Origin of the sequence: Streptomyces sp. S4.7, assembly GCF_010384365.1 — a bacterium.
Lineage (GTDB): Bacteria > Actinomycetota > Actinomycetes > Streptomycetales > Streptomycetaceae > Streptomyces.
This window is the reverse complement of the sequence record NZ_CP048397.1, coordinates 3,482,374-3,494,963: the sequence shown is the minus strand read 5'-3', so window position 1 is coordinate 3,494,963 and position 12,590 is coordinate 3,482,374. Positions and strand designations below refer to the sequence as shown.

Annotated in this window: 11 protein-coding genes, 1 tRNA gene, 3 pseudogenes and 1 riboswitch; of the genes and pseudogenes, 9 read left to right on the top strand and 6 right to left on the bottom strand. The window is 72.4% G+C overall.

All coding sequences use genetic code 11. The features are described from left to right. Positions 1-77 precede the first annotated feature (77 nt). Positions 78-695, bottom strand: a pseudogene (locus SSPS47_RS15365) (SDR family oxidoreductase); the annotation flags it as partial. A 10-nt stretch (positions 696-705) separates the two neighbouring features. Between SSPS47_RS15365 and SSPS47_RS15360 the strand changes: the two are divergent. Then, positions 706-1,026, top strand: a pseudogene (locus SSPS47_RS15360) (helix-turn-helix domain-containing protein); the annotation flags it as partial. A 12-nt stretch (positions 1,027-1,038) separates the two neighbouring features. On the opposite strand, the gene SSPS47_RS15355 reads toward SSPS47_RS15360, so the two are convergent. Beyond that, positions 1,039-3,084 (bottom strand): AfsR/SARP family transcriptional regulator, encoded by a 2,046-nt coding sequence (locus SSPS47_RS15355; protein WP_164251609.1) that lies wholly within the window; start codon positions 3,082-3,084, stop codon positions 1,039-1,041. Between the two features lie 122 nt (positions 3,085-3,206). On the opposite strand from SSPS47_RS15355, the gene SSPS47_RS15350 reads away from it, so the two are divergent. Continuing rightward, positions 3,207-4,103 carry an alpha/beta hydrolase gene (locus SSPS47_RS15350; protein ID WP_164251608.1) on the top strand — a complete coding sequence of 299 codons (897 nt, stop codon included), beginning with the start codon at positions 3,207-3,209 and terminating at the stop codon, positions 4,101-4,103. 82 nt (positions 4,104-4,185) lie between these two features. On the opposite strand, the gene SSPS47_RS15345 is transcribed toward SSPS47_RS15350, so the two are convergent. Beyond that, positions 4,186-4,782 (bottom strand): TetR/AcrR family transcriptional regulator, encoded by a 597-nt coding sequence (locus SSPS47_RS15345; protein ID WP_164251607.1) that lies wholly within the window; start codon positions 4,780-4,782, stop codon positions 4,186-4,188. An 80-nt stretch (positions 4,783-4,862) separates the two neighbouring features. On the opposite strand from SSPS47_RS15345, the gene SSPS47_RS15340 reads away from it, so the two are divergent. Continuing rightward, positions 4,863-5,294 carry a VOC family protein gene (locus tag SSPS47_RS15340; RefSeq protein WP_164251606.1) on the top strand — a complete coding sequence of 144 codons (432 nt, stop codon included), beginning with the start codon at positions 4,863-4,865 and terminating at the stop codon, positions 5,292-5,294. Between the two features lie 134 nt (positions 5,295-5,428). Here SSPS47_RS15340 and SSPS47_RS15335 read toward each other — a convergent pair whose 3' ends face one another. Next, positions 5,429-5,635, bottom strand: coding sequence for an antitoxin (locus SSPS47_RS15335; RefSeq protein WP_164251605.1), 207 nt, complete (start codon positions 5,633-5,635; stop codon positions 5,429-5,431). A 176-nt stretch (positions 5,636-5,811) separates the two neighbouring features. On the opposite strand from SSPS47_RS15335, the gene SSPS47_RS15330 reads away from it, so the two are divergent. Next, positions 5,812-6,024, top strand: coding sequence for a hypothetical protein (locus SSPS47_RS15330; protein WP_164251604.1), 213 nt, complete (start codon positions 5,812-5,814; stop codon positions 6,022-6,024). A gap of 96 nt (positions 6,025-6,120) precedes the next feature. Here SSPS47_RS15330 and SSPS47_RS15325 read toward each other — a convergent pair whose 3' ends face one another. Then, positions 6,121-6,774: an HAD family hydrolase gene (locus SSPS47_RS15325; protein WP_147878129.1), complete on the bottom strand. Its 654-nt coding sequence runs from the start codon at positions 6,772-6,774 to the stop codon at positions 6,121-6,123. 102 nt (positions 6,775-6,876) lie between these two features. Here SSPS47_RS15325 and SSPS47_RS15320 point away from each other — a divergent pair, with 102 nt between their 5' ends. The 5 genes and pseudogenes from SSPS47_RS15320 to SSPS47_RS15300 all read left to right on the top strand — a co-directional run bounded on the left by SSPS47_RS15320 (position 6,877) and on the right by SSPS47_RS15300 (position 11,160). Continuing rightward, positions 6,877-7,056 (top strand): hypothetical protein, encoded by a 180-nt coding sequence (locus tag SSPS47_RS15320; RefSeq protein ID WP_147878044.1) that lies wholly within the window; start codon positions 6,877-6,879, stop codon positions 7,054-7,056. Positions 7,057-7,126: 70 nt separating this feature from the next. Further along, positions 7,127-7,200: transfer RNA gene (locus SSPS47_RS15315), tRNA-Met, on the top strand. A gap of 148 nt (positions 7,201-7,348) precedes the next feature. After that, positions 7,349-8,095, top strand: coding sequence for a MerR family transcriptional regulator (locus tag SSPS47_RS15310; RefSeq protein ID WP_164251603.1), 747 nt, complete (start codon positions 7,349-7,351; stop codon positions 8,093-8,095). A 354-nt stretch (positions 8,096-8,449) separates the two neighbouring features. Next, positions 8,450-9,632 (top strand): annotated as a pseudogene (locus tag SSPS47_RS15305) (PP2C family protein-serine/threonine phosphatase). Positions 9,633-9,928: 296 nt separating this feature from the next. Beyond that, positions 9,929-10,084: riboswitch (cyclic di-AMP (ydaO/yuaA leader) on the top strand. A gap of 11 nt (positions 10,085-10,095) precedes the next feature. After that, a complete protein-coding gene (locus SSPS47_RS15300) occupies positions 10,096-11,160 on the top strand; it encodes a M23 family metallopeptidase (protein ID WP_164251602.1) in 1,065 nt (354 codons plus the stop codon). A gap of 69 nt (positions 11,161-11,229) precedes the next feature. Here SSPS47_RS15300 and SSPS47_RS15295 read toward each other — a convergent pair whose 3' ends face one another. Then, on the bottom strand, positions 11,230-12,492 hold the full coding sequence (locus tag SSPS47_RS15295) for a PrsW family intramembrane metalloprotease (protein WP_164254598.1): 1,263 nt from the start codon (positions 12,490-12,492) through the stop codon (positions 11,230-11,232). Positions 12,493-12,590: the final 98 nt, after the last annotated feature.

The following is a 12,590-nucleotide window of genomic DNA, read 5'->3' as shown; positions in this document are numbered from 1 at the left end:
CCGGTTCAATGGCGGGTCCTGGCGGGTCCTGGCGGGTCCTGGCGGGTCCTGGCGGGTCCTGGCGGGTCCGCCTCGGGTCAGAACTGGTTCTCACCGCCGTCCACGTACAGGTTGGCCCCGAGGACGAAGCTGCTCCGCTCCGAGGCCAGGAACGCCACCGCGTCGGCGACCTCGTCAGAACGCCCGATCCGGCCCAGTGGGACACCCGCGGCGAACCGCGACTTGGTGAGGGGCGTGTCCCCCGCGACCACGGCGTCGAGTCCGGGGGCGTCGATGGTGCCCGGGGAGACCGCGTTCACCCGGATTCCGCGGCCCTTGAGCTCGTTGGCCCAGGTCCGGGCGAAGGACCGGATCGCCGCCTTGGAGGCCGCGTACGTGCCGAACGCCTCGACGCCGTCGTCGGCGCGGACCGAGGAGTTCAGGATCACCGACGCGCCGTCGTTGAGCAGCGGCAGCGCCTTCTGCACGGTGAACAGCGTGCCCCGGACGTTGACGCCGAAGGTCTCGTCGAAGTGCTCCTCGGTGACCTCCTCCAGCGTCGCGAACGACGCGGCGGCGGCGTTGGCGAACAGCACGTCCAGCCCCCGGCCCCGGCCCCGGCCGCGGACCGCGTCGTACAGCCGGTCGAGGTCCGCCAGGTTCGAGATGTCGCCCACCACCGCGGTGGCCGCCGCCGGGCCGGTGGCCGCCGACGCCCGCCACGTGCTCGCCGATCTGCTGTACTGGGTGGACGAGCGGCTGCACGAGCCGCTGACCGCGCCCGACCTCGCCCGGCGGGCGAACATGAGCACCCGCAATCTGACCCGGCGCTTCACCGCCACCACGGGCGTCACCCCACTGCGCTGGCTGCACACCCGGCGCATCCACCGCGCGCGGGAACTGCTCGAAACCACCGACGACAGCATCGAACTCATCGCCTCCCGCACCGGTATGGGTACGGCGGCCACCTTGCGCCGCCACTTCCACCGCGCCCTCGGCGTGCCACCTGACACCTACCGGCGCACGTTCCGGAACCCGGTCCCGTAGCGCCGCCGGAACTCAGTCCCGCAGCGCCGAGGTGATCGCCGAGAGATAGCCGCTCACCGGGCCGAGGGTGAGCAACCCGCTGCCCGCGCCCGCGAGTTCGGCGGACGCGGGCAGCAGGCGCTCGCGGGCGCGGATGAGCACGGCGCGATCGCCCAGCTCCAGCGCCGCCGTCGCCTCCAGACAGCAGCACGCCTCGTACAGCAGATCGCGGGGCGGGTCCGGCAGCGCGCGCAGTGCGGTGCGGGCGGCGGCGCGGTCGCCCGAGGCGAGAGCGGCGAGCGGGGCGATCCAGGGGCGGTACGGGCCCCAGTCCGCCGCCGGGTCGACCGCGTCGCGCGGCGGAACGCGCGGGCCGTCGGCGAGGTGCAGCGACAACAGGGCCAGGGGCAGGAGGCCGTGGGTCAGGCCCGGCATGCCAGCGCCCGGGAGGTCGGCGGCGGCGGACTCGTACGCCCGCCAGGCCCCGGTGAGGTCACCGGAAGCAGCCAGGCGCAAGGCGCCGTACCACCGGGTGAAGACGCCCACGAGCGGGAGTTCGTGGCGGGCCGCCAGGCGGTCGGCGGCGGTGGCGTGGGCGTCGGCCGACCGGAAGTCGCCGAGCGCGCCGTGCGCCTGAAGGCCGATCAGACGACCGAGGACCTCGTAGGTCACCAGTCCGTGCCGGGATCCCAACTCGACCAGCTCCGCGCCGATTTCGGCGCGGCGGGGTGCGAGACCGGCACGGGTGAAGGACTGCATGAACGCGCCGTTCAGCGCGAACGCCAGCAGCGCCGGGTCGTCGAGGCACCGGGCGATCGCCTCCGCCTGGCTCGCGGCCTGCGGGCCGCGCGAGGAGTGCGAGCCGCGCGTCTCGACCGCGACGGTCGCCAGCAGCCGGCAGCGCACCGCGCCGTACGTGTCGTACGTGTCGTACGTACCGGATACGCCGCGCGGCGGCAGGGCGGCCAGGGTGCGTTCGGCGGCGGCGACGATCTGCCGCGCCAGTTCGGGATCGTCGCCGCGGGTCCAGATCGCGGGGACGTCGAAGGCGCCGATCACCCGGCCGGTCAGTACCGGGTCGCCGAACTCCTCGGCGGCGGCGACGGCTGCCATGCGGTGCTCACGGACGGCCGCCAGCCCGCCGCCACCGGTCACCGCGAGGTCGCGGAGCAGGCCCACCGTCGTCTCCAGCCGGGCGCGGGCGCCGGCCGCGACCGTACGGTCGTACGCCGCCGCCGCCCGTGTCCACAGGCGCGCGGCCGTCTCGGTGGGCCCCGCCTGCCCTGCGGTGGCGCGGAGAGCCGGATCCTGCGCCAGGATGTCCGCCTCCAGCCTGCGCAGCCCCGGCCCCGGATCCACGCCGAGCTGCTCCACCAACGTCGACCGGGCCCGGCGCAGGACGGCGAGCGCGTCCCCCTGGCGGTCCGTCCGGTACAGCGCGAGCGCCAGCAGCCGCCACGCCTCCTCGCGCCAGGGGTGGTCGGCCAGATGCGCGTCCAGGTCGGGGACGGCTTCGGCGGCGCGGCCGAGGGCCAGCTGGGCGCCGGCCCTGCGCTCGACCGAACGGAGCCGCAGTTCGGCGAGGCGGGCACGCTCGCCCCGTACCCACTGCTCGTGCTCGAAGTCCGCGTACGCGGGCCCCCGCCACAGCTCCAGCGCCTCGTCGAGCCGGGGCAGCGCCCGATCGGCCGGCAGCTCCGCGGCCTCGCCGACCGCCGTCTCGAAACGCCAGGCGTCGACGGCGTCCGGCGAGGCGCGCAGCGCGTAACCGGAGCCCTCGGTGACGAGCAGCCGGGCGGGGGCACGGGGCGGACGGCCTGGTTCCAGGGCGCGGCGGAGGTCGGCGACGAAGGTCTGTACGGCGCCGACCGCGCCGGGCGGCGGGTCCGCCCACAGGTCGGCGACCAGCCGGGCGACGGGGACGACACGGCGGCGGGCGACGATCAGACGGGCCAGTACGGCGCGGTGGCGCGGGCCCTTGAGGGCGATCGGGCCGCGCCGGTCGTCGGCGGTGCCCCCGGTGGCGCGCCCGGCGGTCACGGGGCCGAGTACGCCGAACCGGACCTCGTCCCGTTCCATTCGCCTCCCGTCCACGCCGACCCACGACCGATCCACCGCTGCCCCGCACCTTTGCTGACCCGGTGCTGATTCGCGGCCCGCAGGCTCGAAGCCACGCACGTCACCCTACGAAAGGGCGCACCATGCACCCCACCATCCCCGGCTTCACCTACCGGCGCGTCCCCGTCGCCGACGACGTCACCCTCAACGTCGCCGTCGGCGGCTCGGGCAGCCCGGTCATGCTTCTGCACGGCTTCCCGCAGACCCACCTCATGTGGCGGCACGTCGCCGTCGAACTCGCCGCCCACCACACCGTCATCTGCCCCGACCTGCGCGGTTACGGCGCGAGCGACAAGCCCATCGAGGACGCCGAGGACGCCGAGGCCGGTGGGGTCACGTATGCCAAGCGCACCATGGGCGCCGACGCCGTCGCGCTCGCCCGTGCCCTGGGGCACGAGCGGTTCGCACTGGCCGGTCACGACCGCGGCGCGCTCGTGGCGATCCGGACGGCCCTCGACCACCCGGAGGTGATCACCCACCTCGCCTCGCTCGACGTCCTGCCCACCCTCGACACCTGGGACGTGATGCACGGCACCGGCGCCGCCGTCGGCTTCCACCTCTATCTGATGGCCCAGCCGCCCGGTCTGCCCGAGCGGATGATCGGCGCGAGCGCGGACGAATTCTTCGGCCACTTCCTCGACATCTGGACGCGCGATCCGGGGGCGATCCCGGCCGACATCCGGGCCGCGTATCTGGCGGCCTCCCGCGCGTCCGTCCCCTCCGTCGTCGCCGACTACCGCGCCTCGGCCGGGATCGACGTCGTCCACGACCAGGCGGACCGCGACGCCGGGAACCGGCTGCGGATGCCGGTGACCGTCCTCCAGCAGGACTGGGGCGCGGCGCTGGGCTTCGACGCCGCCGCGCGCTGGCGCGCCTGGGCGCCCGACCTGCACCACTCCACCGTCTCCTGCGGCCACTTCATGGCGGAGGAGGCACCGGAGGACGTCGTCAGGGCCGTTCGCGACCTCCTCACCCGCTGAGGGAGCACGGGTTACGGCGTCCGCGTCACCGTCCGACGCCTCCCGGCCGCCCGGCGTCCGCTGCCCGCTGCCCGACGGTCCGTCAGCCGACCCGCAGCGCACCGAGGAGCCGCCCCAACGCGGCCCGTGTGTCGGTGAGATCCGCCGGGTCGGCCGAGGTCGCCAGCCACAGGGCCGCCTCGTTCATCGCGCCCGACAGCAGGTGCGCGAGGGGCGCCACCGGCTGCGCGGCAACGACGCCCTCTTCCACCAGTGCGGTCAGCGCCTCCGTCAGATGGCGGGCCGACGACGCCTCGTCCATCGCCCGCCACTCGGTCCAGCCCAGCACGGCGGGCCCGTCGACGAGCATGATCCGCTGAATGTCGGGCGCGGTCGTGGCGGTGATGAACTCCTGGCAGCCCGCGACCAGTTGGTCCCAGGAGCCGTCCCGCGCGTCGGCCGCCCCCGCCACGCGCCGGCCCACCTCCTCCTGGACGTCCTCCAGCACGGCGCGGAACAGCGCGGTCTTGCCGTCGAAGTGGTGGTAGAGCGCGCCCTTGGTCACACCGGCGGCGGCGACGATCTCCGCGAGGCTCACCGCGCCGTAACCGACCTCCGCGAAGAGCCTGCGGCCCTCGCGCAGCAGGGTCAGTCTGGTCTGCTCCCGCTGCCGGGCCCTGGCCCCGTGCTCCTGCGGCATCGCGTTCCCCTCCGATTGACATACCGACGGTATGTGAATAACGTCGTTCGCATACCGATGGTATGCGAAAGGAATCCGTCATGGAGCTGACCAGCTTCTATCCCGTGATCGCCACCACGAGGCTCCAGGAGTCCCGGGACTTCTACACCCGGTTTCTCGGCTTCGAGACGACGTTCGAGGCCGACTGGTACGTGAGTCTGCGAAGGCCGGGGGCCGTCCCGTACGAGCTCGCGCTCCTCGACCCCACCCATCCGACGCTGCCCGAGGGCTACGGCAGACCCGTCCAGGGCCTCCTCCTCAACTTCGAGGTGGCGGACGTGGACGCGGAGTGGGAGCGGCTCGTCGTCGGTGCGGGGCTGACCCCCGTACTCCCGCTGCGCAGCGAGGACTTCGGGCAGCGGCACTTCATCGTGGCCGACCCCGCCGGGGTGCTGGTCGACATCATCACGCCGATCGAGCCGGTGGGGGAGTTCGCGGAGCGATACGTGGGCTCCGACGGCGCGCGTCCCTAGCCGTACGTACGGAGGCGGTGGACTGGAGGCGGGGGCGGCCGGCGCGCGAAGGCCCCGACCGGCGCAGGGGAGCGGTCGGGGCCTTCGGCGGGATGTTCGTCCGGAACGTGCGACCTGCCGGATCGGCTCCGGGGTCAGCTCCTCGGCGGGCGGTCGTCGCCGGGCGTGGGCCGCTGCCGGGAGCCGAGCTGTTCGTTGAGCTTCTCCTGGGCCGTGTCGACCTGGCCCTTGTACTTGTCGCCGGTCTTCTTGTCGACGGCGTCACCGGCCTTGTCGACGCCTTTTCGCACGGTGTCCTCGTGGCCCTTGACCAGACCCTTGAGCTTGTCGAGCATCGACATGACTCGTCCTCCCTAGTGGGTTCACCTCCCAGCATCGGGGGGTGTGTCGTATCCCGCATCCGGGCGGCGACAAAGCATGCGCAAGGGCTGCAAAGCGGTCCATTTCGCGGCGGTCTCCTGGCAAAGACCGGACCCCGAGGCTGCGCTCGGGCCACGGGAGTCGCACTCTTGACCGTATGAGTGACACACCGATCGTCGTGCACCGGCCGTCCGGGACGGGCGGCCGGCGGGTCACCGTCCGCGGCCGGATCATGGGACTCGCGCACAACGACGACCATCTGATCGAATTCCTGCGGCTCGCCGGGCTGTCCGACGCGTGGGAGCTGCTCGACGACCCCGCCTGGGTCGAGTGGCAGGGCGGGCAGCCGCACGAGTACGGCTCCGGCTGACCGGCCGCCCTCGCCGACCCGCCGCGTTCAGGCGCCCGAGCCGCGCCGCCGACCCGCCCGAGCCGCGCCCGCGCCGCCCGCGTCGTCCGTGCGCGCTCAGACCGGCTGCCGCAGCTCCGCCACGATCGGCGTCAGCTGTGTGAGCGTGTCGATCCGCCAGTCCGCCGCCGCGACGACATCCGGATCGTCCGCCGTCAGATAGCCCCACGGGCCCCGTCGCAGATGCGCCACCCGCAGCCCGGCCCGCTGGGCGGGGAACAGGTCGTGCATCGGGTGGTCGCCGACGTACAGGATCCGCTCCGGGGTGGTGTCCGCCGCCTCCACGACCCGGGCGAAGAACTCCGCCGACGGCTTGGCCACACCCCACTCGTCCGACGTCACCACCAGATCGGCCGGCAGATCCAGGCCCCGCAGCAGCTCCCCGGCCTTGGCGGTCTGGTTGCCGGCGATGATGACGCGCGCGCCGAGCTGGTGCAGCCCGGCCAGGGCCGGCCGTACGTCGGGGTAGAGATCGGACTCGTCCAGGTGCTCGCCCCGGCCCGCGGCCTCTCTGGCCCGGTACGCCTCGGCGACATCTATGCCGGGCTTGATGAGGTGGAGCGCGTCGGCGTTGTCCCTGCCCTGTGCGGTCACGGCGCCGACCAGCGCGGAGAGGGTATGGCGGGGGACGCCGAGCCAGTCGGCCCAGGAAGCCCAGTGGCGGTCGTCGCGGACGAGGGTCTCGCCGACGTCGAACACGATGGTTTCGATCACCGGTGTAAGCGTAGGCGCTGAGGGGCTCCGGACGGTGGCTATACGAGACGTGGGGTACACGCTCTGCCGATTGTCAGTGGCTGGCCGTAGCCTTACTGCATGTCAGCTTCCTCTGATGCCCGTGGTTCCGTCCGTCCTGCCGCCGTCGTCAACACGGAGATCCGTGCCCTGTGGGCCCGGGCCGGCCGGACGCTGTCCCCCGCCGAGCAGGACGAGTATCAGCGGCTTCTGGTCGAGTGGGCGGCGGCCGTTCACGCCGATGTGGTGGAGGCCGCTTAGGCCGATCGGTGCCCCGGACCGGAAAATGGAGATGATCTTGGTCCGGATGGCGTAAAGTTGCATTCAACGGCGCGGGGTGGAGCAGCTCGGTAGCTCGCTGGGCTCATAACCCAGAGGTCGCAGGTTCAAATCCTGTCCCCGCTACTGGTAGAAGACGAAGGCCCGGATCCACTGGATCCGGGCCTTCGTCGTGCGCTCCCCGCCGCCGCGTCTTCTGCCGCCGTTCCGTGCCACCGTGTCCCGCCGAATCGGGCTTGACCTTTACGCAACGTCAAGATTTAGCGTTCCGGACATGGAGTGGTCGATCCAGGACATCGCGAAGAAGGCCGGCACGACGAGCCGCACGCTCAGGCACTACGGCGAGCTGGGGCTGCTGACCCCGAGCCGGGTCGGCGGCAACGGTTACCGCTACTACGACCAGGACGCCCTGGTCCGGCTCCAGCGGATTCTGCTGCTGCGTGAGCTGGGTCTCGGCCTGCCCGCGATCGCCCGGATCCTCGACGGCCAACAGGACACGGCCGCCGCACTGCGCACCCATCTCTCGCTGCTGGAGCAGGAGCGGGACCGGGTGGGGCGTCTCATCGCCTCGGTGCGGACCACTCTCCACAGGACCGAGAGGGGAGAAGAGCTGATGGCCGAGGAGATTCTCGACGGCTTCGATCACACGCGCTACGAGCGCGAGGTGACCGAGCGGTGGGGCCGCGACGCGTACGAGAAGGGGGATCGCTGGTGGCGCTCGCTGAGCGAGAGCGAGCGCAAGGAGTTCATGGGCCGGCACGAGGACATCGCCCGGGACTGGGGCCGGGCCAGGAAGGACGGTCGCGCCCCCGACAGCCAGGAGGCGCAGGCGCTCGCCCGCCGCCACTACGAATGGCTGTCGGCCACGTCCAGCGTCGGCAAGTCGTACGTCATCGGTGTCACCGCGATGTACGTCGACGACCCGCGCTTCGGCCGGAACTACGACAAGTACGAGGAGGGCGCGGCCGTGCTCGTACGGGACGCGATGAAGGTGTACGCCGAGCGCCATCTCACCGACTGAACGGCCTCCCCGGGGGCCGGGGGAGGCCGTTCATAGCCCAGTCGGTCGATGGCCGGGTAGCCGCCGGGCGCGGAAAGAGTGAGCCTGGGAAGTGCGCGGTACTGTGCGCGGCCGTCGACTGACCGGGCAGGAGAGTGGGGCACCTGAGGGAGAACGGAGACGGCGGGCGGCGGGAGCGACGACCGTTCCCCCGAGGGTGCCGCCCGCCGTCGCCGTATCCCCGCGGGGAACAGACTCCGCAGCCTCAGGGACCGCGTCGAGCGCGGGATCCGGCGTGGCTCCCGGCGCTCCGACGCCGGATTCCGCGAGGCGGACATGCCCCCACAGGACCCCACCTGGAACACCTCGCGCGCCATGGACAAGCACCCTCCCGGCTTCGGTCCCGAGGACCTCCGGCCGGGAGGCCGGCGGCGCGGCCGGCACGCGGCCCGCTCGCCGCATCCGTTCGTGGAGATCCTGCCCGCCCTGATCATCGTGGTGGCGATCGTCCTGGACGAGGCGACGCCCGACTCGAGCACCGCTTTCCCGCTCTTCGCGGCGGCGCCGCTGGTCGCCGCGCCCTTCTTCTCGTTCGCGCGCACCCTGGCCGTCGGCATCGTGTCGGTCGCCGCCATCCTCGGGCTGCACTTCTGCAACGGCACGGCGGGCGGGATCGAGACGATCACCGAATCGCTGACCGTCTTCACCGTCTCGGTCCTCGCGCTGGCCATCAACGCTGTCGTACGCCGCAGCGGCGAACGGCTCGCCTCGGCGCGGGTGATCGCCGAGGCGGCGCAGCGCGCCGTGCTGCCCACACCCGCGGCCCGGATAGGCGGGCTGCACATCGCCGCGCGTTACGAGGCGGCCGAGGAGGGCGCGTTCATCGGCGGCGACCTGTTCGCCGTCCAGGACACGGCGTACGGGGTACGGCTGGTGGTCGGTGACGTGCGCGGCAAGGGCATGGGCGCCGTCGAGACCGTGGCCGTCGTCATCGGCGCCTTCCGTGAGGCCGCCGAGCAGGAGAGCTCGCTCGAAGGGGTCGCGCAGCGGCTGGAGCGGGCGCTGGCGCGCGAAGGCACCCGGCGCGGCGGGATCGATCTGTTCGAGGGCTTCACCACCGCCGTACTGGCGGAGATCCCGCACGTCGAGGGCATGGTGCGGGTGGTCAACCGCGGACACCCGGAGCCGCTGGTGCTCGCCGCCGACGGGGCCTTGACGGTGCTGGCCCCGTCCGACCCGGCGCTGCCGCTCGGGATGGGCGAGCTGGGGGCGTGGCCGGACCGGGCCGGACGAGGTCCCGTACGGGTCCGGGTCGACGCTCCTGCTCTACACGGACGGTCTCACCGAGGCGCGCAACGCGGCGGGTGTCTTCTACAACCCGCGCGAACGGCTGGCGGGACGGATCTTCCCCGGCCCCGACGAGCTGCTGGAGGCGATCGTCGGTGACGTACGGCTGCACACCGGTGGTGGCAGTACGGACGACATGGCGCTGCTGGCCGTCAGCCGGCCCACCGCGGGGCAGCCGGAGCGGCGCAGGACGATGCCCGTCGTGCCGTGAGACGGCCTGTCGCGCCTCCCGCGCCGCCGTTCGTCGGGCCGTGCCGTCATCTCGCCCGGCACGCTGCGTAGTTGAGGCGCACCACTCCGCATAACATTTGACGCACCGTCAGTTCGAGTGTGTGATCGCACACGGCCCGAGAGTCGATCAACTCGCCCGATTGTGCCCGCTTGTGGCCCGATTGATCCCGGCCGTCATCGCTAACGATCACCCGGAACAGCTTGGAATAAGCCCCGGTCGTCTATTAACGTTCGATAACGCAGCGCGGTTGTCCCAGCCGTCGAAAGAGACGGCACCGTGCGCACGCGCCGAATTCCGCAAGGAAACCGGGGAACCACCAATTGGGGTGAATCGGGCGCCTCTTGTTCGCTTCGTGCGGCCAGGAACGCTCGTAGGAGACCTTCCTGCTCCGAACCCGTCAGCTAACCCGGTAGGCGAGAAGGAAGGAAAGGAGAGCGCCCGAGTGGCGTCCAACAGGCCTGCCCCCGAAGCCTCAGCCCCGGCCCATTTCGGCCCCGGCAGCCGGCTCACCGGCACCGATCACAGCAACGGCGAGGCGAGCAGGGACTGGGAGGAGTGGAATCCCACCGCGGACTCCATCCGTCCCGTACGCGGCAAGCACCGTGTCGCCAAGCAGCGCAACGCTCTCGCCCGCAGCTCCACGGTCCTCGGAGTAGGCGTCATCGCCGCGGTCGGCGCCGGAGGCATCGCCTCCGCCCAGGACAAGCCCGCGGTCTCGATATCACTTCCCGACGCGATCTCGGACAGTTTCCCCGACGCCAAGTCTCTTCCCGGCGTCGGGTCTTTCATGTCCGACGGCGACAAGAAGAACGACGAGACGCCCTCCCCGCTCACCACGGCGGCCCTCACCGCCGCGGACGCCCAGCAGGGCACCACCGACTCCGGCGAGGCGCTGCGCGCCCGCATCCTCCAGCAGGCGGAGCAGCAGCAGGCCGAGGCGGACGCCGCCCAGAAGGCGAGCGCCGAGACGGCCGCCGCCGAGAAGGCCGCGGCCGAGGCGAAGAAGCAGCAGACCGACGCGGAGGAGAAGGCCGCCGAGGCGAAGCGCAAGGCCAAGGAGGCCGCGGAGGCCAGGGCGGAGAAGGAGCGCCTGGAGAAGCTGGCCGCCAGCTTCTCGCTGCCCACCTCCTCGTACACGCTCACCTCCACCTACGGCCAGACCGGCTCCATGTGGTCCTCCGGCCAGCACACCGGCCTGGACTTCGCGGCCCCCACCGGCACGCCCACCAAGGCCGTCCACAGCGGGACCGTCAAGTCGGCCGGCTGGTCCGGGTCGTACGGCTACCGCGTCGTGCTGGAGCTCGAAGACGGTACGGAGATCTGGTACGCCCACCTGTCCTCGATGACGGTCGGCGCCGGCCAGAAGGTCACCACCGGCGAGACCATCGGACGCGTGGGAGCCACCGGCAACGTCACCGGTCCGCACCTGCACCTGGAGGTGCACACCGCGGGCGGCAGCGGGATCGACCCGCTGAGCTGGCTGCGCAGCAAGGGCCTCACCCCCTGACCGGCCCCTGACCGGGGCCGGATGATCCGGCCCGGCCCGGCCCGATCCGCTCGTCCGAGGGAGCGGGACTCAGCTCCGGTACGGGTTGTAGCCGCCGTAGTCGATGTACGGCGGCGGCGTCCACACCCGCCCCGTCGCCCGCGCCGCGTACGCCAGCGCGGGCGACGCTATTTCCCGGCGCTGCCACAGGTGGTGCAGCAGTTCCTGCTCGCGCTCGACGTAGTCCGGGCCGGCCCTGCCGCGCCCCGCCCGGTGGCGCAGGAACGCCAGCGAGGTCGCGAACGCCTCGTACTCGCCGACCGTGCGGGCCGCGGCGGGCCCGTAGTCCCGTCCGGCGACAGTGCGCGCCATCGAGCGCGCCCGCATCGAGGACAGGGCCAGCGGCTCGGTCTCGGCGAGCCAGCCGGCCGCCGCGTACGCGGGCAACTCGGCGGAGACCGTGCGCAGTTCGCGTTGCCTGCTCCATATCGCCAGCCAGGTCAGCAGGGCGAACGCGGGCACCATGAAGGCCGCGTACACCGCGTAGAAGCCGTAGGGGCCGAACAGCGACGACGAGCCGTTCCACAGCGCGTGGGTGCCCATGGCCAGCACGAGGCCGAGCACCGGCATCAGCCACTGGCGCACGCGCTGGCGGCGCGTGGCGAGCGCGGCGATACCGAAGCCGATGCCCGTCAGGACCGTGAAGAGCGGATGCGCGAACGGCGACATCACGACCCGCACGAAGAAGGTCGCCGCGGTCACGGACGCCAGGCCCGAGTTGCCGATCTGCTGGTCCTCGCCGAAGGCGCTGCCGAGATAGAGGATGTTCTCGGTGAAGGCGAAACCGGTCGCGGTGAAGCCCGCGACGACGACCCCGTCGACCAGACCGGTGAAGGACTGCCGGCGGAAGAGGAAGATCAGCAGGATCGCGCCGGCCTTCGCGCTCTCCTCGACGATCGGCGCGACCACGGTGGCGCCCAGGGACTCCGCGCCGCTGGGATCGGCGGTGGCGGTGGCTATCCACTGGGTCGCGAAGGAGTTCGCCGTTATCGCCACGAGGGCCGCGGCGCAGGCGCCCCAGGCGAAGGAGAAGAGCAGATTGCGCCAGGGGCCCGGTTCCACCCGGTCCAGCCAGCGGAAGGCCGCCATCAGCAGCGGCACGGGCAGGATCGCCAGACCGAGACCGACCAGGAAGCCCTGGGTGCCGGTCTGTTCCCGTACGAGCGACAGGATCAGCAGACCGCACAGGGCGAGCAGGATGACCACCGCGCCCGCGCGGACCGCAGGGTGGCGCCAGAGGGAGCGGTGCGGCCGGTAGCGCCAGCGGGAACGCTCCGGCACGGCGGCCCACATGTCACCGAGCCGCTGCTGCTCGTACGCGGGGACGGACGGGTGCGTAGGCGGGGGCGCGGTCGTGGGCGGGGACGATCGGAACGGTTCGGACACCTGCT

What these genes read in the sequence shown, in the direction of transcription:
- SSPS47_RS15355 (WP_164251609.1), bottom strand. Translation starts at nt 3,084, where the DNA reads ATGGAACGGGACGAGGTCCGGTTCGGCGTACTCGGCCCCGTGACCGCC.
- SSPS47_RS15350 (WP_164251608.1), top strand. Translation starts at nt 3,207, where the DNA reads ATGCACCCCACCATCCCCGGCTTCACCTACCGGCGCGTCCCCGTCGCC.
- SSPS47_RS15345 (WP_164251607.1), bottom strand. Translation starts at nt 4,782, where the DNA reads ATGCCGCAGGAGCACGGGGCCAGGGCCCGGCAGCGGGAGCAGACCAGA.
- SSPS47_RS15340 (WP_164251606.1), top strand. Translation starts at nt 4,863, where the DNA reads ATGGAGCTGACCAGCTTCTATCCCGTGATCGCCACCACGAGGCTCCAG.
- SSPS47_RS15335 (WP_164251605.1), bottom strand. Translation starts at nt 5,635, where the DNA reads ATGTCGATGCTCGACAAGCTCAAGGGTCTGGTCAAGGGCCACGAGGAC.
- SSPS47_RS15330 (WP_164251604.1), top strand. Translation starts at nt 5,812, where the DNA reads ATGAGTGACACACCGATCGTCGTGCACCGGCCGTCCGGGACGGGCGGC.
- SSPS47_RS15320 (WP_147878044.1), top strand. Translation starts at nt 6,877, where the DNA reads ATGTCAGCTTCCTCTGATGCCCGTGGTTCCGTCCGTCCTGCCGCCGTC.
- SSPS47_RS15310 (WP_164251603.1), top strand. Translation starts at nt 7,349, where the DNA reads ATGGAGTGGTCGATCCAGGACATCGCGAAGAAGGCCGGCACGACGAGC.
- SSPS47_RS15295 (WP_164254598.1), bottom strand. Translation starts at nt 12,492, where the DNA reads ATGTGGGCCGCCGTGCCGGAGCGTTCCCGCTGGCGCTACCGGCCGCAC.